This window comes from Muricauda sp. MAR_2010_75 (genome assembly GCF_000745185.1).
GTDB lineage: Bacteria > Bacteroidota > Bacteroidia > Flavobacteriales > Flavobacteriaceae > Flagellimonas.
In genome coordinates this window covers 2,971,617-2,988,446 of the sequence record NZ_JQNJ01000001.1, presented here as the reverse complement: position 1 = coordinate 2,988,446, position 16,830 = coordinate 2,971,617, and the positions used below count along the sequence as shown (strand labels likewise).

The following is a 16,830-nucleotide window of genomic DNA, read 5'->3' as shown; positions in this document are numbered from 1 at the left end:
GCAATATGAAAATCATATAAACTCCAAGACAGTATCGGTGCATATATGGAACAGTTAAAGTCTAGGCAGTTAATTTTTCATTGTATTGGTCGATTTTTATCCCATCACTTACAATGTGGGAAATGGATTTGGGGCCAAGAAGAGATGTCCAAAGCCCCAAAATCCGTTATAAATAGCTCCATTTTCAGTTTTTGAAATGTGCTGTGGCCAAAGGAATGGCCATTGGCCTCATGGGCGATCCACTGGCTCCCCTCAATTTTAATGAAGAAGCTACGAATGCAAACTCATAAATTTTATCGGATGCAATACCTTCTAGATTCAATTGCTCCATGAACATAATCCCTTTTTCAGCCAACAAATAGCTATGAACCGGCACCCAATTTTCCTTAGTGTTGGAAGGAAAGGCTTCAAGACCGAGATTATCTGCACCAAGAATCATTATATTTTTTTCCTCTACCAACCATTTTACGGCATCCAGGCCAACCCCGGGATATTGATCTAAATATTTCGCTGCATCATTATAGTAGGTGGCTTGGCCCGTCCGAATTAGGACAACATCTCCCTTTTTCAGTTCAACTTTTTGCTTTTCAAGTGTTCCTTCAAGGTCTTCCTTGCTTATTCTATAATCTCTATCCAATACCGATTGGTTCTTGTAGCCGGCAACATCAATCAATACGCCTCGTGCAATAATGGGAGGAATATTTTCGGCACCGGCCCTTTTCCAACCTTTGTCCCCTAAAAATTCATTGGCTGAGAAGCCATTCCAGATTTCACCGTTAAGACCAAAGTGGTTCAAGGCATCTATATGTGTGCCCGTATGGGTAAGCATGGAGATGGCATCCGATGTATAACTCACTTTTTTGTTCATGGTCTCTCCTTGATAGTTTGGATTGTCCACAACGGTGCCATGAGGGGTATGGGTAAGCCAATATTGATACTCTGGGTCGCCCAAAAAATTAAAACCGGGCATCCCTACAAAATATTCTACGCCCAAATCGTAAGTCTTTCCCGACCCTATGGACTTTAAGACCTGCAGTTTAGATCCATCTGTCATCATGTTCAACCTACCTATTTGGTCTTGACTGCCCCATGGGCTCTTCCCCACTTTTTCTTGGCCAACCGCTGCACAAACCGATAGCATTGAAACTGCCGTGATAATCAAAGTTTTTCTCATGATATTATTTTTTTGATTTATCCGGCAAATTTTGCCCAGAGGAGACCGAAAAAAAAGAAGATATCTTAAAAAACTAGTGCGACCTTCTTATATAACTCAAAAACTCTTTGGTAATGCCCAAATAGGAAGCGATCATATATTGTGGGATTCGCTGTTCCAAGTCTTTGTACTTGTTCCTGAACTGTTCATAGCGCTCCCGAGCATTCCTGCTTAGGTTTACAAGATGGCGTTCCTGTAGTTCGCTATGGGCATTTTCAAACTTAATTCTGAAAAATCGTTCCAAAGGAGGTATTTCATCAAACAATCTTTCCAATCGATGTCTGTGGATTTGCAATACCACCGAAGGTTCAATGGCTTGTATGAACTGTTCCGATGGCCTTTTGCCCAAATAGCCTTGAAGATCGCTCACACATGATCCCTTTACCCCAAACTGAATGATTACCTCACGATCGGACTCAATCTTAAAAACCCGTACACAGCCAGAAGCGACAAAATAAAGCGAATCAGCCTTTGAACCGGGCTGAAGGAGGTACTCCTTTTTATGAAGCCGCACTATTTTGAATGATTCCTTTATTTTAGAGAGCTGACCTATTGTAAAACTTGTGTGGTCTGTCAGTACTTTAAGTACGGGGGCATAATAATCCGCATCCATTAACTGCATATTTTAGATTCACGATCTAAATTAAACACAAATGAACCATGGTAATCCATGGAAGATAAGATAATTTTTTTTGGAGAATTGGATAGAACAAAGAAGTTTCATCACAAGGTGATTTGAAAAATGGCCTGAAAAAACAATACGGTTTGTATCCGTAAAAGCGGCTTGGAGCTGTTAGCCCAACAAACCGCCTTTACTTCTACAACCAATCAAAGTTTAGTAATTAAATAAGTGAACATCATAAAATGTACAGCGTAATAGCTTAGAAACAGGGGTTACACAATACGTTTAATCCAAAAGCCCCATTCTTTAGCTAGGCCACTTATTCTTTTACCAACTCAACACGGCAGTCAACCCTAACTTCTCGCCCAATGGAAAGTCCACCGGCTTCCATAACAGAATTATATTTAAGACCAAAGTCATATCTATCCAAAACGCCCCATATTTTTAGCCCAGCACGGGTACCTCCCCAAGGATCTTTGACTATGCCGCCAAACTTTGCATTCAGCACTATCTTTTTTGTGACTCCGTGCATTTGTATGGTTCCGGACAATTTATAATCGCCATTACTGGATTTACGGAATCCATCTGATTTGAATACAATTTGAGGGTATTTGTCAACATCAAAAAATTCAGGACTCCTTAGATGTTCGTCCCGTTTTTCATCTTCGGTATCTATACTGTTTGATTGGATCATAACACTTATCTTGGCATCGGAAAAGTCTTTCTCATCCGCTTTTACAGTAACCGAATAGTCTTTGAACTCCCCTACCGTTTCCGAAATAACCAAATGATCAATGGAAAACCCCAATGTTGAATGTGAGGGATCTATCTTCCAAACTGTACTTTGACCAAACCCAAGGCCAACCACATTCAAGAACATCAACAGTGATACACTCTTTTGCAATTTTTCTTTCATCAATTCCAACAATTTTTAATGTTTAATCAAAGCAAAATTGTATCAAATCAACTGGAAGAAAAATAAGATAGATTAAAAAAAACGGTTAAACTAGATTAACATTTTCCACTTGTGTGTTCCGCATTTCACTTCTGATCTTACTGAGAAATTCTTTGGTAATCCCTAAATATGAGGCGACCATGTACTGTGGGACTTTCTGTTCTATTTTGGGATACTTCTCCAGAAAATTGGAATACCTTTCTTTAGCGGTCAAGGAGAAGTTTGACACGATTCGCTTCTCTGAAGCAATAAAGGCTTTTTGAATTATCAATCTAAAAAAACGTTCAAGTTTAGGGATTTTCCGATACAAAAACTCCATGGCGTCATATGTAAACTGAATGACTTCGGTATGGTCCAAACACTGGACATTGTAGGTGGCAGGGGTTTTTGAAGTGAAACTCCCCATATCTGCGACCCACCAATTTTCTATGGCAAACATTACAACATGCTCATTTCCTTCCCCATCAAGATAAAAGGTCCTGGTACACCCGTTGAGCACAAAACTTTCTTTATCACATACATCACCCTGCTGAACTATGTATTGACCTTTTAAATAGTTACGCTCCATGGCATGTGACAACAGAAGTTCTTCTTCTTCCCCGGTCAATTGAACATATCCAGCAATATATTCCAATAATTTCTTCTTGCCCATATCATTCAAAATATTTTGATTTTCAGTTTTTTCCTTAAGTCTGTAGCCTTACCCCTTTTAGGACATCGCTAAATTCATAAAATTATCATTAATGTTGTCTGTTTCGGGGAAGAATTCTTCCCCGAAACGTTTCTTGTATTCCCTGGGCGGCATATCCCCGATGGATGAATGGGGATGCCTTGTATTGTAATCCTCCATCCATTTTTGGGTCAGTGCCCTTACTTGGTGGAGGTCGTTGAACCAATAGGCATCGAGCACATCCTCCCTGTAAAACCTGTTCAGGCGTTCCATATATCCGTTCTGCATGGGCTTGCCGGGCTGGATGAACTGCAGCTCGACACGTTTGGCCTTGCACCATTGTGATAGGGCCTTGGATATGAACTCCGGACCGTTGTCGCAGCGTATGGTCTTTGGCAGGCCTATTTCCTCCTCCAGTTGTGATAAGGTCTCCACTACCCTTATCGCCGGATAGTTCAGCCCCACGTCCATGGCCAGTGCCTCCCGGTTGCAGTCGTCCATCACATTGAACACCCTTATCTTCCTTCCATCGGACAGCACATCGGCCATAAAGTCCATGCTCCAGACCTCGTTGAGCTCCATCGGGGCCCCCAGTGGGTTCTTTGTCCTTGCAGGAAGCCTCTTCTTGTGCTTCCTCCTGAGTTTTAGGTTCATGGACCTGTAGACCCTCAACACCCGTTTCCTGTTCCAGTTGCGGCCTTCGCGACGCAAACGCTTGTAATACACCTCGAATCCCCTTGTCGGCAGCTCTTCGGCCAGCCTGGAAAGGGCATCGACGACCTCGGTGTCGTCCCTCCTGCTATGGTAGTACCACATCGACCGGGCAAGGTCCAGTACCCCACAGGAACGCGATACACATACAGAATAGGCCTCCTGGAGATATTTGGCGCGCTGCTTCTTGTCGGAAGGCCCTAGAACTTTTTTGACAGTACGTCCTTGAGCATACGGATGTCAAGACTGGCATCGGCGTACATCTGCTTGAGTTTGCGGTTCTCCTCCTCGAGTTCCTTCAAGCGCTTCATATGCGCAACTTCCATGCCCCCGTACTTCTTCCTCCAATAATAAAAAGTGCTGGTGTCAATCCCCATCTCACGGGATATGTCACCCACCTTGCGGCCCTGTTCGTTCTCTTTCAGTGCCTTGATGATCTGGCTCTCGGTAAACTTGCTTTTTTTCATGTGACAGTTAAAATTTAAAGTTAGAAAATCTGAATTTTAAACTGTCCTATTTTTAGGGAAGGCTACAAGTCTATTTCCTACCTGTTAAAAAGATAGCTCAATGAATTTTAAAAATCCAAAATGAATGTCTTACAATTAAACACATATATCAATTGTTATAGTGTGTTTTACTTTGGTAAGCCTGTTTTAGAAAACGAGCATTATACATTGTTCAAGCGCATTGCCATATTAATTTGAAGATGCTCCATCTTTTTTCCGGACAACTGCTTTTCTCCAACTTTTGCAAAACCGAGCCGTGCATATAATCTTTTAGCATTACCATTATCCATGTCCACAAGTAAACCAATCGTCCTATTCAATTTGTTCACATATTGGTCGATCAAGAAATTAAGCATTGTTGAACCAATTCCTTTGCCTTGCCAATAGGTACGTACCCCTAGACTATCTATGTAAATTTCTCCACTTTGCGTCTCATCTTCTGGATTAAACCCCTTTTTGAACATTGCCGCTATCTTTTCCGTAACAGGTGCTCTTAAGCGATGCAATTCTGAACCATCATAGACATTTGCCATAGCTATAATCTCATCTCCTATTTCTGCGACCCAACAATTCTCATACGAATATTGATTAGCTTCCATACATACCAAGCTTTCTAAAAAACGAATGGCCTTTTCAACTGAATTATCTCCTATAAAATCAAAAACTATTTGGTCCATTGCCAACATAAGCAGTGCTGCAATGTCTTTTGAATCTTCTATTCTAGCTTTTCTGATCATCATGTTTTTATGTTGTACTTTTTCATGATAGTTCACCCAACACGGAGCCGAAATTCCATTATCTCCATCAGATAAAACAAACTCGAGGTCCTTTCCATCATTTCCCGATACATACTAAGAGTCGTAAAAAACTATATCCCAATACAATTTCTACCAATAAATTCCAACACTATAAATTCAACATTTGGCCAATAATGATTCCCTATTGTCATGGAAGTTGCGAATGATTTAACTTTGTAGTTTTCAGCATATAACGTATCCACTTGTAAAATGAAGACCTCAACAACTATTTTCTTCTTTTTTGTATTGACCATGATCCAAGGACAAAAAAGTTTGGACAGCTTGGAGTATTTGTTGGCCCAGGATGCGCTATCACAGATTGAAAGAGTGGATATCCTGAACGATCTAGGTTATGAATATTGGATTGTGGACACCAAAAAATCCGTTACCTATGGAACCCAAGCGCTACAAATGGCAAAAGATCTGGGGTATATTCCCGGAATGGCCAAGGCCAGAAGAATTATTGGTGTTTCGTATTGGGCCCAAGGCAACCCCAAGTCTGCCCTGGAAAACCTTGTGGAGTCCAAAACCATGTTTGAAGAAATTGGGGATGATGTGGGCCTTGCCAATTGTTTTCTGAACATTGGTATGGTCTATGCGGATATCGATGAATTTCCAAAAGCCAAGGATCTCTATGAAAAGGCAATGGAAAAATTCACGGCCCATGACCTAAAGGATAGAATAGCGACCACATACACCAAAATGGCCGATGTCTTTCTTGCACAAGATAATCTACTTGATGCCAAAAACTTTTTGGACAATGCCCTGGCCATACATTCAGCAAACAATTTTACGTACGGCATGGCCGAAGCGCATAACCGGTTGGGACAACTTTTTATGGAGGAAGGGGAACTGGAGCAGGCAGAATACCACATCAGACAATCCATGGTTTTGGGGAAAGAAGTGGGCGATGAAGACGGGAAAATCAGCAATCTTGTTTTATATGGGCATCTGTTGCGGTTGCGCAATGAATTTGAGGCATCTGAGGCCCAACTGAAGTTGGCACTTACAGGAGCGGATAAAAAGAACTTAAAAAAATACAAACTGAATGCGTTTCGGGAATTAAAGCTCTTGAAGAAACAGGAAGGAAAACTCGAAGAATCACTTGAGTACTATGACCAATACATTGCCTTGAAGGACTCTATTTACAACACGGACAAATCCAAACAAATTGCCGCTATGGAATTTGAAAATGAGTTAAGGGAAAAGGACAATCAACTGGCGTATCTTAACCAAACAAAACGGACAGATTCAAAAATAAAATGGATCTTGGGAATTGGTGTTTTTATGATCACCCTTCTTTCAATCTCCTTGATATGGAGCCTAAAGCTGAGGAATAAAAAACAAAGGGAACTTTTGGTTTCCCAAGAAAAGCTCAATGCAACAATAATTGAAAATCAAAGATTGAAGCAGATTGAACTGGAAAACCAACTGCATTTCAAAAATAAGGAGTTGGCTTCCTACGCTCTTAATTTTGTTCAAAAAAACGAGTTGTTCGAAAACCTTCATTCCCAATTAAAGGCCCTTAAGAATGCTTCACAAAAGGATAAGGTCAAATACTTTAACCAAATAGAACAGGTTATAAGACAGCACAGGTCCCGGGAAAAAGACTGGGAAGATTTTAAAGTACATTTTGAACAGGTGCATTCCAACTTCCTCACTGCACTAAAAGAAAGTTTTCCCGAACTCAGCAGCAACGACCTAAAAGTTGCTGCCCTTGCCCGTTTGAATTTGAACATTAAGGAAACCTCCAATATTTTGGGGATCTCTCCCGAGAGTGCCAAAACGGCGCGATATCGGCTAAGGAAAAAGCTGAAAATGACACAAGAAGACGATCTTTTTTCTTTTCTCTCCCAATGGGACCAAGGAAGTTGATATAATTTTCCGTTCCAAGCACTTATTATTTAACAGAATTTTGAGCATTGGGTTTCAATGAAATACAAATTTCTGTCTACCCATTGTTTACCAATTTTTAAGAATTTAAGTCTATCTGTCCACTTAACATAACCCCTTGGTACACACAACATGCACGTGTTCTTTATATAGTTTTCCCCATTGACTTGATACGTTTGCACACTTCAAAAAAAAAATCACATGACACTTTAGTCAATTAAACGATTTTTTGAAAAACTGTAAACTAAACTATTAAAGACAATATGGCCGTACCTGGGCAAAATAGAATGCTGTTGGGCATGGAACGACTCCACAAAATGCTCCTCTACCCTATTTTGGGCATCATTGCCCTTTCCTTGGGATTAATGGCGTGCGTCTTTGGTATGGACAATGTTCTCTTTGATGGTCAGGACAACGGGGATGTCTACTATCAAAACTATAGTATTTCCCTTTTGGGGGATTCCGAAAAGAGCAAGACCATCAAGTATGGTTTCGAATTATTTCAACATACACCAAAATATCTAGGTCCAGATAGCAAAAATCCGTATGCTGGAAATCACCTTTCCTGCAACAATTGTCACCTTTTATCGGGAACCAAACCGTATGCGGCCCCGTTGATCGGTATAACAAAACGTTTCCCTCAGTTCCGGAACCGGGAAAACAAAATGGGATCTCTTGAGGAACGCATCAATGGCTGTATGCAACGTAGCATGAACGGTACCGCACTTCCGGAGGACAGTAATGAAATGAAAGCATTTGTAGCCTATTTGGAATGGTTGGGTCGCTATGCTCCCTCTGATGGAAAAATAGAAGGACAAGGGTTTGTGAGCATACAGATTCCAAACCGCCCAGTGAACCTTGAAAATGGGAAAAATATTTTTGCCAAGCAATGTGCGGAATGCCATGGCAATGACGGCCAAGGAAAATTGGCATTGGATGGACAGATTTACCAATATCCTCCACTCTGGGGCGAGGATTCCTATAATAATGGAGCTGGAATGACGCGAGTGATAACGGCTGCAAGCTTTATTAAAGGCAATATGCCCTATGGCACTACTTATAAAAATCCCATTCTCACAGATGCGGAGGCTTATGATGTAGCAGGGTTTATCAATCAACAAGAAAGACCTAAAAAAAAGAATTTGGAAGAAGACTTCCCTAATCTAAAAAAGAAACCAGTGTCCACCCCTTATGGCCCCTATGTGGACAGTTTTTCATTGGTTCAACATCAATTGGGGCCTTTTCAACCCATTATGGAGTATTACAAAAAGGAATTTAATTTAATCAAAAATAAGTAGTAATGAAAGATCATCAATCGAGACGAATGTTTATCGGAACACTGGCTTTGGGAACAACAGCCAGTACAATGGCCGCAGTAACAAACCCATTGAGCCCGTGGTATCCAAAACTTTCAGAAGCGGAAAATGAAGCTCTAGAAGTTAGTGATGCCGAAGCTTGGTTCAAAAAAATCAAGGGAACACACCGCACGGTGTTTGATGGTTCCATGCCACATAACGGTTTTCCCGTTATCTGGAATTGGGCCTTTTATCTGAGCAATAATGAAACAGGATCTCCTGACAGTGACATTACGGCCATGACCGTTCTTAGGCACGATGCCATTCCTTTTGCTCTGCATTCCGATATTTGGAAAAAATACAAGCTCGGTGAAGTCTTTAAAATAAATGACAATGCCACCCAGAAACCTTCACTTCGGAACCCCTATTTTGAACCCCAGGAAGGCGATTTGCCCTTGCCAATCATTGATGGCATTAAGCGCCTGCAAGAACGTGGGGCCATGTTCTGCGTGTGCAACCTTGCCATAACAGTATACTCAAGCGTGGCGGCTCAAAAAATGGGGTTGGATCCAAAAGAGGTGTATGACGAATGGGTAGATGCCATCCTTCCAGGAATCCAATTGGTTCCCTCTGGGGTTTGGGCCCTAGGCCGCGCCCAAGAGCACGGCTGTTCCTACATCTACGCTGGAGGATAATTATTTCTTCGGGCAATAGCATAAACTTTAAAGGGGCTATAATGGATGGCCCCTTGGGTTTTTATGTGCGCTATTTTCAACTTCAAGAGAACATCACTCATCAATGGAAACTTTCCAACTTATAGGATATGTGGGTGCATTTGCCATAGGATTGATCATGGGATCTACCGGGAGTGGCGGATCTGCAATGGCCGTTCCCATATTCAATTATCTGTTCTTAATGGATATGCACTCTGCTACAGCCCATTCTTTATTTGTTGTAGGCATGTCAGCTTCCGCAGGTGTATTGCTCAATGCAAGAAAACAGCACATGGATTGGCAATTGGCCCTACTTTTTTCCATTCCTATGGTTATAACGGTCTTTCTGGTACGCAAGTTCCTATTGCCCTCAATCCCCTCTGTACTCTATCAGATAAATAATGACCTTACCATTACACGGGACTTGGCAATAATGGTATTCTTTAGTGCATTAATGGCCATAGCTGCCATACAGACCATAAAAGATGCGAAGAAAAAATCACCAACATCGTCCAAACCCAAGCAACATTACCTTCCCATTTTCTTGTTTGGTACAGGAATCGGTATCATAACCGGAATAACAGGTACCGGAGGTGGTTTTTTGATTGTTCCCGTGCTTATCCTTTTTTTAAGACTTCCCATAAAAAGAGCTATTACCACATCACTTACAATCATAGCCCTAAAGTCTTTCATTGGATTTATTGGAGATATGGGCAGTATTGAGATAGATTGGATATTGTTGCTCAGTTTCTCCGCCATTTCCTTAACGGGAATGGCCATAGGCATACACTGTTCGCATTTTATTGCTGAAAAGAGTTTAAAAAAAGGGTTTGGTTATGTGGTGCTGTGCATTTCAGTTCTTGTTCTTTGCAGGGAACTGGCACAGTTTATTTAATTGTTGCCCATACATATTTTCGGTAGGATTAGATAGTCTACCCTATTAAAACTTATTGTTCAAGTGATGATTACGATATCCGTTTCGGTGCAAGCGACCTTCATTGGAAAAATCAACTTGCAAGGTGTGGCTTACGTAGTCCACATCCTTATCTAAACGCTCATCAAAATACGAGATTCAAAAGGAGGATCATCAAAATGGTCAAAAAGTGTGAAACCGTTTCCGCCAGGCATCTCAATATCCAAAAAAATGAGTTGTGGATTCTTTTCATTGATAAGATCAATTGCCTCTTCTACATTGAAGGCATCTCCCAATAATTGAATTTCGGGACAGAAATTGGTTAACATTTTACTCAATGTTTCATGATGCCGTGCTTCATCATCAATAATAATGGCCTTAATCTTAAATTCGCTGTCCATCTGAATCAAAGAATTGAGTAAATATGCGGTTCTTACTTTTTTATAGTTCCCTCTTGCTTAATATTATCATTTAAGTTGTAGCCTTCCCTAAAAATGTAGCCTTCCCTAAAAATGTAGCCTTCCCTAAAAATGTAGGACAGTTTAAAATTCAGATTTTCTAACTTTAAATTTTAACTGTCACATGAAAAAAAGCAAGTTTACCGAGAGCCAGATCATCAAGGCACTGAAAGAGAACGAACAGGGCCGCAAGGTGGGTGACATATCCCGTGAGATGGGGATTGACACCAGCACTTTTTATTATTGGAGGAAGAAGTACGGGGGCATGGAAGTTGCGCATATGAAGCGCTTGAAGGAACTCGAGGAGGAGAACCGCAAACTCAAGCAGATGTACGCCGATGCCAGTCTTGACATCCGTATGCTCAAGGACGTACTGTCAAAAAAGTTCTAGGGCCTTCCGACAAGAAGCAGCGCGCCAAATATCTCCAGGAGGCCTATTCTGTATGTGTATCGCGTTCCTGTGGGGTACTGGACCTTGCCCGGTCGATGTGGTACTACCATAGCAGGAGGGACGACACCGAGGTCGTCGATGCCCTTTCCAGGCTGGCCGAAGAGCTGCCGACAAGGGGATTCGAGGTGTATTACAAGCGTTTGCGTCGCGAAGGCCGCAACTGGAACAGGAAACGGGTGTTGAGGGTCTACAGGTCCATGAACCTAAAACTCAGGAGGAAGCACAAGAAGAGGCTTCCTGCAAGGACAAAGAACCCACTGGGGGCCCCGATGGAGCTCAACGAGGTCTGGAGCATGGACTTTATGGCCGATGTGCTGTCCGATGGAAGGAAGATAAGGGTGTTCAATGTGATGGACGACTGCAACCGGGAGGCACTGGCCATGGACGTGGGGCTGAACTATCCGGCGATAAGGGTAGTGGAGACCTTATCACAACTGGAGGAGGAAATAGGCCTGCCAAAGACCATACGCTGCGACAACGGTCCGGAGTTCATATCCAAGGCCCTATCACAATGGTGCAAGGCCAAACGTGTCGAGCTGCAGTTCATCCAGCCCGGCAAGCCCATGCAGAACGGATATATGGAACGCCTGAACAGGTTTTACAGGGAGGATGTGCTCGATGCCTATTGGTTCAACGACCTCCACCAAGTAAGGGCACTGACCCAAAAATGGATGGGGGATTACAATACAAGGCATCCCCATTCATCCATCGGGGATATGCCGCCCAGGGAATACAAGAAACGTTTCGGGGAAGAATTCTTCCCCGAAACAGACAACATTAATGATAATTTTATGAATTTAGCGATGTCCTAAAAGGGGTAAGGCTACAATGATTTTGTAAAAAGAGAGGAAAATATAATTCAACAAGAAAGGCAAGCTGTTATTGATTTGAACAATTCAAAATCCGAACAATCTGTTAAATTCTTTACCGCATCAAACTGGACTTTAGAATATGCTTTGTTCAAATCAATTAGTATATCAACTACCTTTCAAAATGTTTGCAAAACGATTCATTCAGGAACAGAATGGGAAGAAGATTTTGAAAAGAAACTCGCAATTAAATTGATTGATAAAAATAAGAAGTTAAAGAAAACTGAAATTGCCTATGGGTTAGCCAATGCCATAGATGAAGACTTGCTAAATACTCAACCAGAGAGAACCATAAACATTAATCCAATTAATGAAGATGACAGTATCAATTATCTAATAGAAGCCATTAGATATGCCGCAGGAAATTAACATTACTAATGCGGATATTGAATACGCAGAAAGAATCCTCTTACCAGAAGGAAAAGTATTCGACGAAGAAAGAAGATTGTTTATTCGTGACTTAAGCACACTTGACCTTCAAGCTGTTCCAGGAAGCGGCAAAACGACAGCATTATTGGCGAAACTAGTCATTCTGGAAAAGTATATGCCTCTAAAAAATGGATGTGGTGTACTGGTTATCTCTCACACTAATGCTGCTGTTGATGAAATAAATGAACGCATTGGGAAGCACTGTCCCAAACTTTTTTCATATCCGAATTTTGTTGGAACAATTCAAAGTTTTGTGGATACATTTTTAGCGATTCCATTCTACACCAATCAATTCAAACAAAAGCCCTTTCGCATCGATAATGAAATCTATGACGAACAGGTTGAAAGATTTTTCCTTAACACGAGGAATACAGGGCTAAAAAATTATCTCGATAGACAAATAGATGGTTTGGCTTTATTAAAGTCAATTCGAATAACAACTCAGGGTAAATTAATTTCATACTTAAATGGTACACCTGAAACTTTTAAATTAAAAAATCCAGAATCACCGACATATAAATCGCTACTCCGATTCAAGATTAACTTATTAAAAAAGGGATACCTTCATTTTGACGATGCATATTCTTTAGCAGAAATTCAATTGGACAGAGTAAAATATTATCCAACAATTTTACAGAAAAGATTTTCGTATGTGTTTGTTGATGAGATGCAAGACATGGATATTCACCAACATGATCTGATTGAAAAAGTATTTCATCCAGATATAAACACTCTTTCAGTTATTCAAAGAATAGGTGATCAAAACCAAGCAATTTATAACGGTGGCTCTGTACATCTAGAAAGTATTTGGTCTGTCAGAGATAACGTACTATATATCAATGGCAGTCATAGACTAAGTCCTAGAGTTGCTTTTTTGGTACAAAACCTTGCCCTTACTCCAAACCGCATTGATGGAAAAAATCAAAACCCTAATGGTTCTGCAATAGACATAAAACCAACAATCTTTTTATATCAGGATAACTCAATAGAATTGGTAATTCCAGCTTTTGCAGATAAAATAAAAGAACTGCAAAACTCTAGTTTTATCCCAATTAATCCTTCTCACAAATTTATGGCTGTTGCTTGGAGAAAAGAACATGAGGATACTGATAAAATAGCTTTAGGTGATTATTGGCCTCATTTTGTTAGCGCCAATTCTGGTCAGCAAATTGATTTCAAAGTACTTGAAGATTATGTTTTGTTCTTTGACAAAGAGAAAAAAACTCTAGAGTCTGTAAGAAAGAACATTTTAAACGCCCTTTTGAAGATACTGCGCTTGGAAAACGTTACAGATGAATATGAGAGAGATTACACCAAAAGAAAATTAATTAACTTCTTTAGAACTCTTAAAAATGATGAATATGAACTTTTAAAATTAAACCTTTATAAATGGTCAATTGATAGCATAAAAGGAAAAAGCCTAGAAACAATTGATTCGATTAGGACGTATATACCCTCCTTTCTTTCTGCTTTCCGCAAAGGCATTACAACTTCAGCAAACTTCATAAATGGAGCGTCTGAAATTAATGAAATAGAGGTTGAGGAAGAGCCTAGAAGAAATATCTTTGAAACTGATGGAATAAGCATTGAGATTGGTACCGTTCATTCTGTTAAAGGACAAACTCATGCTGCTACTCTCTATTTAGAAACATACTTTCAAAAAGACGGTAAAGGTGCTAATGCTAAATCTTATGAATCTCAGAGGTTAGCTGAGCAATTATTGGGTAATCAAATACCGATTACCGTTGGAAAAAGAGTAAAGCAATCTGCAAGAATGGCTTATGTTGGATTTTCGCGACCAACGCATTTATTATGCATTGCTATTCATAAAGATAGATTTGAACGATACCTTTCTAATATCGACATAGAGAAATGGGATATTATTGAAATTGAAAGTTAAGAAAACGTATGCAAATTGTATGCAAATAAAAAAGGGTTACAACTTAAAAAAGATGTAACCCTTTGATTTTCAAGTCGGGGTGGCAGGATTCGAACCTGCGACCTCCTGCTCCCAAAGCAGGCGCGATAACCGGGCTACGCTACACCCCGAAAATATTCCAAATCTTAAAAGGAAATAGCGGAGAGACTGGGACTCGAACCCAGGCAGCACTTACGCGCTGACAGATTAGCAATCTGCTCCGTTACCACTCCGGCACCTCTCCTAGTATTATTTTATGAACGTGCATTCAAAAATGCGGATGCAAATGTACCTTTTCATCCGAAAGATCGCAACTATTTTTCATTTTTTTTAAAACCATTTGATTTCCAGCATCCCCTACTCCGGATACTCTACACGCAAATGGTAAATATTGGTGAGTTTTTGCTTCAAAACCTTTTTCACCATCTCAATTTCCTTCAAGGTGATGTTGGCATTCAAAAACTGATCGGCCTGCATCTGGCCCTTCACAATTTTATCCACAAATTCATCAATAATGGTAAAACTGGGGTTCTTTAAACTTTTGGATGCGGCTTCAACAGCATCGGACATCATTAAAATGGCTGTCTCCTTGGAAAATGGAATCGGCCCTGGATATTTAAAATCTGCTGGGTCAACATCGGTTTCCAGCTCTTGTTGCTTTTTGAAAAAATAATATACCAAAGTCGTGCCGTGGTGGGTCCGTATAAAATCAATCACCCGGTCCGGAATGTTGTTTTTACGGGCAATTTCAATACCCTTTATTACGTGATCTACAATGATTTTTGCGCTTTCCCGCGGTGGAAGGTCATCATGCGGATTTACATTGGTAATTTGATTTTCAGTGAAATAGGTCGGTTTTTCCATTTTACCAACATCGTGGTACAACGCTCCCACCCTGACCAACATGGCATTTGCCCCAATCTCATTGGCTGCCGCTTCGGCCAGATTGGCCACTTGTAAGGAATGGTGAAAGGTTCCTGGAGCCTTATCGGAAAGTTCTTTTAATAATCTGGAATTGGTATCAGAAAGTTCCAGCAGGGAAACATCAGAAACCAAACCGAAAATCTTTTCAAACATATAGATCAAAGGCTGGGCAAAAAGGGTCAACAATCCATTTATCACAAAAACCCCAAAAAGTATCCATTCTATATTTTCAAGATTTCCTTCATGGATGGCATGAAAGGCAAAATAACCTACGATGTAAATCAGGGTAATTTGGCCTACCGATATAAAGAGGTTAGCTCTTTTATAAAGTTCCGATGCTGTCAAAATGGTCACAATACCTGCTATGATCTGTAGAAAGATGTACTCAAAACTATTGGGTACAACAAATCCCAGGATCAACACAGTCAGTACATGCACAAACAGCCCCAATCGGGCATCAAAAAAGTTTTTTAATACCAAGGGGAGAATACAAAGGGGAACCACGTACACATAATTTTCATAATGCTTCACGGTCAATGTGGTAGCCAAAACCATGAGAAGGATGTTGAAAAAGATAAAGGTGACCTTGTTGTTGTTCTTAAATATTTCGTTCCTATATCGTTTTAAGAACAAGAACAGCATGATCAATACCAATGCCACCAAAATGGTATAGCCCAACATAATAAAGTAGTAGTTATTGCCATGCCACAATTCGGATTCATACTCATCCTTGAGGGAGTTGAGGATTTTGAAGTTTTCGGCCTCTACTACCTCTCCCTTGGTGATGATCAATTTTCCTTCGGAAACTTCGCCCCGGGTAAATGAAATTTTGGAAAGCTCTTCTTCCAGTGCTCTTTCCGTAAGGGCAACATCAAAAGAAAGATTGGGCCTAATATTTCGTTGGATGATATTTCCGAGTCTTGAAATTCCTTTAACACTCCTGTTGGACAAAATTCCTCCAACCCGTTCCTTGGCTTCTTCAACATCCATAAAATCGTTGGGATCCAACGGAATGGCTTCGTTGTTCTTTACCAATACGATAGCGTTTGAGGATGGCAGGTCCTGAAATACACCAAGCTCGTAGATACTGTCTATTACCTCATCCGCATTGTTCAACAGCCTTCTTTGTTCTTGGTTTGAGAATGAATTTGATCCAAACAGGTTGTTCAGTTCCCGTTCCACTTCATTTTTGATGGTAGTTACCACAGATACATCAAAAGTGTAATAATCCGTTTTTTTATTGCGCAGGGAAAGCTGTTCTTGGGCTATTTCATCTTGTGTCTTTTTGATGGAGAAATCAATGGGAGCATATAGATTTTCATACTGCCAGGGTTTTCCCTTTTGAAATTCGTACTTGAACTTTCCTCCCTTCGGAAAAAAGAATACAATGAGCCCTACAGAAATCAGATATAGAAAATACTTGTAGGCAAGTGATTGATGCTTATATACATTGTCCAAAGTCTTTCCCATTCTGTGCGCTGTTAACATCAAAA

General features: G+C 40.5%; 14 protein-coding genes, 2 tRNA genes and 1 pseudogene. 7 read left to right on the top strand and 10 right to left on the bottom strand.

Annotated elements, in window-relative coordinates; all coding sequences use genetic code 11:
- Nucleotides 1-184 precede the first annotated feature (184 nt).
- The 6 genes from FG28_RS13525 to FG28_RS13495 form a co-directional block, all read right to left on the bottom strand.
- Nucleotides 185-1,174 carry a cyclase family protein gene (locus FG28_RS13525; RefSeq protein WP_036383625.1) on the bottom strand — a complete coding sequence of 330 codons (990 nt, stop codon included), beginning with the start codon at nt 1,172-1,174 and terminating at the stop codon, nt 185-187.
- A 73-nt stretch (nt 1,175-1,247) separates the two neighbouring features.
- Entirely contained in the window at nt 1,248-1,826 is a 579-nt protein-coding gene (locus FG28_RS13520; protein ID WP_036386594.1) for a Crp/Fnr family transcriptional regulator, read from the bottom strand.
- Nucleotides 1,827-2,154: 328 nt separating this feature from the next.
- Nucleotides 2,155-2,751: a YceI family protein gene (locus FG28_RS13515; protein WP_036386592.1), complete on the bottom strand. Its 597-nt coding sequence runs from the start codon at nt 2,749-2,751 to the stop codon at nt 2,155-2,157.
- 85 nt (nt 2,752-2,836) lie between these two features.
- On the bottom strand, nt 2,837-3,442 hold the full coding sequence (locus FG28_RS13510) for a Crp/Fnr family transcriptional regulator (protein ID WP_036383623.1): 606 nt from the start codon (nt 3,440-3,442) through the stop codon (nt 2,837-2,839).
- A gap of 57 nt (nt 3,443-3,499) precedes the next feature.
- Nucleotides 3,500-4,638, bottom strand: a protein-coding gene (locus FG28_RS13505) for an IS3 family transposase (protein WP_231562584.1) whose coding sequence is annotated in 2 segments (ribosomal slippage) — nt 3,500-4,377 and nt 4,377-4,638 — 1,140 coding nt in all. Because the reading frame shifts where the segments join, the coding sequence is not laid out codon by codon here.
- A 200-nt stretch (nt 4,639-4,838) separates the two neighbouring features.
- Entirely contained in the window at nt 4,839-5,417 is a 579-nt protein-coding gene (locus FG28_RS13495) for a GNAT family N-acetyltransferase (protein WP_036386590.1), read from the bottom strand.
- A 267-nt stretch (nt 5,418-5,684) separates the two neighbouring features.
- Here FG28_RS13495 and FG28_RS13485 point away from each other — a divergent pair, with 267 nt between their 5' ends.
- The 4 genes and pseudogenes from FG28_RS13485 to FG28_RS13470 form a co-directional block, all read left to right on the top strand.
- Complete coding sequence (locus tag FG28_RS13485; RefSeq protein WP_081894375.1) at nt 5,685-7,349, top strand: tetratricopeptide repeat protein; 1,665 nt, start codon at nt 5,685-5,687, stop codon at nt 7,347-7,349.
- 281 nt (nt 7,350-7,630) lie between these two features.
- Nucleotides 7,631-8,665, top strand: a complete 1,035-nt coding sequence (locus FG28_RS13480) for a c-type cytochrome (protein WP_231562627.1) — start codon at nt 7,631-7,633, stop codon at nt 8,663-8,665.
- Nucleotides 8,666-8,667: 2 nt separating this feature from the next.
- Nucleotides 8,668-9,357 carry a Tat (twin-arginine translocation) pathway signal sequence containing protein gene (locus FG28_RS13475; RefSeq protein ID WP_036383616.1) on the top strand — a complete coding sequence of 230 codons (690 nt, stop codon included), beginning with the start codon at nt 8,668-8,670 and terminating at the stop codon, nt 9,355-9,357.
- A gap of 91 nt (nt 9,358-9,448) precedes the next feature.
- A pseudogene (locus FG28_RS13470) lies at nt 9,449-10,270 on the top strand (sulfite exporter TauE/SafE family protein); the annotation flags it as partial.
- A 152-nt stretch (nt 10,271-10,422) separates the two neighbouring features.
- Here the strand turns inward: FG28_RS13470 and FG28_RS13465 are convergent.
- The gene (locus FG28_RS13465) at nt 10,423-10,689 is read right to left on the bottom strand and encodes a LytTR family DNA-binding domain-containing protein (protein ID WP_036383611.1); all 267 of its coding nucleotides are present in this window, start codon (nt 10,687-10,689) and stop codon (nt 10,423-10,425) included.
- A 181-nt stretch (nt 10,690-10,870) separates the two neighbouring features.
- Between FG28_RS13465 and FG28_RS13455 the strand changes: the two genes are divergently transcribed.
- From FG28_RS13455 to FG28_RS13445, 3 genes are all read left to right on the top strand, one after another.
- Nucleotides 10,871-12,009, top strand: a protein-coding gene (locus FG28_RS13455) for an IS3 family transposase (RefSeq protein WP_231562626.1) whose coding sequence is annotated in 2 segments (ribosomal slippage) — nt 10,871-11,132 and nt 11,132-12,009 — 1,140 coding nt in all. Because the reading frame shifts where the segments join, the coding sequence is not laid out codon by codon here.
- Between the two features lie 75 nt (nt 12,010-12,084).
- Entirely contained in the window at nt 12,085-12,435 is a 351-nt protein-coding gene (locus FG28_RS13450) for a hypothetical protein (RefSeq protein WP_036383607.1), read from the top strand.
- Entirely contained in the window at nt 12,419-14,395 is a 1,977-nt protein-coding gene (locus FG28_RS13445; RefSeq protein WP_036383605.1) for a UvrD-helicase domain-containing protein, read from the top strand. The genes FG28_RS13450 and FG28_RS13445 overlap by 17 nt, the downstream gene beginning before the upstream one ends.
- 74 nt (nt 14,396-14,469) lie before the next feature.
- On the opposite strand, the gene FG28_RS13440 is transcribed toward FG28_RS13445, so the two are convergent.
- From FG28_RS13440 to FG28_RS13430, 3 genes are all read right to left on the bottom strand, one after another.
- Nucleotides 14,470-14,544, bottom strand: a tRNA-Pro gene (locus FG28_RS13440).
- Between the two features lie 29 nt (nt 14,545-14,573).
- Nucleotides 14,574-14,657: transfer RNA gene (locus FG28_RS13435), tRNA-Ser, on the bottom strand.
- A gap of 113 nt (nt 14,658-14,770) precedes the next feature.
- The gene (locus tag FG28_RS13430; protein WP_036383604.1) at nt 14,771-16,807 is read right to left on the bottom strand and encodes an HD family phosphohydrolase; all 2,037 of its coding nucleotides are present in this window, start codon (nt 16,805-16,807) and stop codon (nt 14,771-14,773) included.
- Nucleotides 16,808-16,830: the final 23 nt, after the last annotated feature.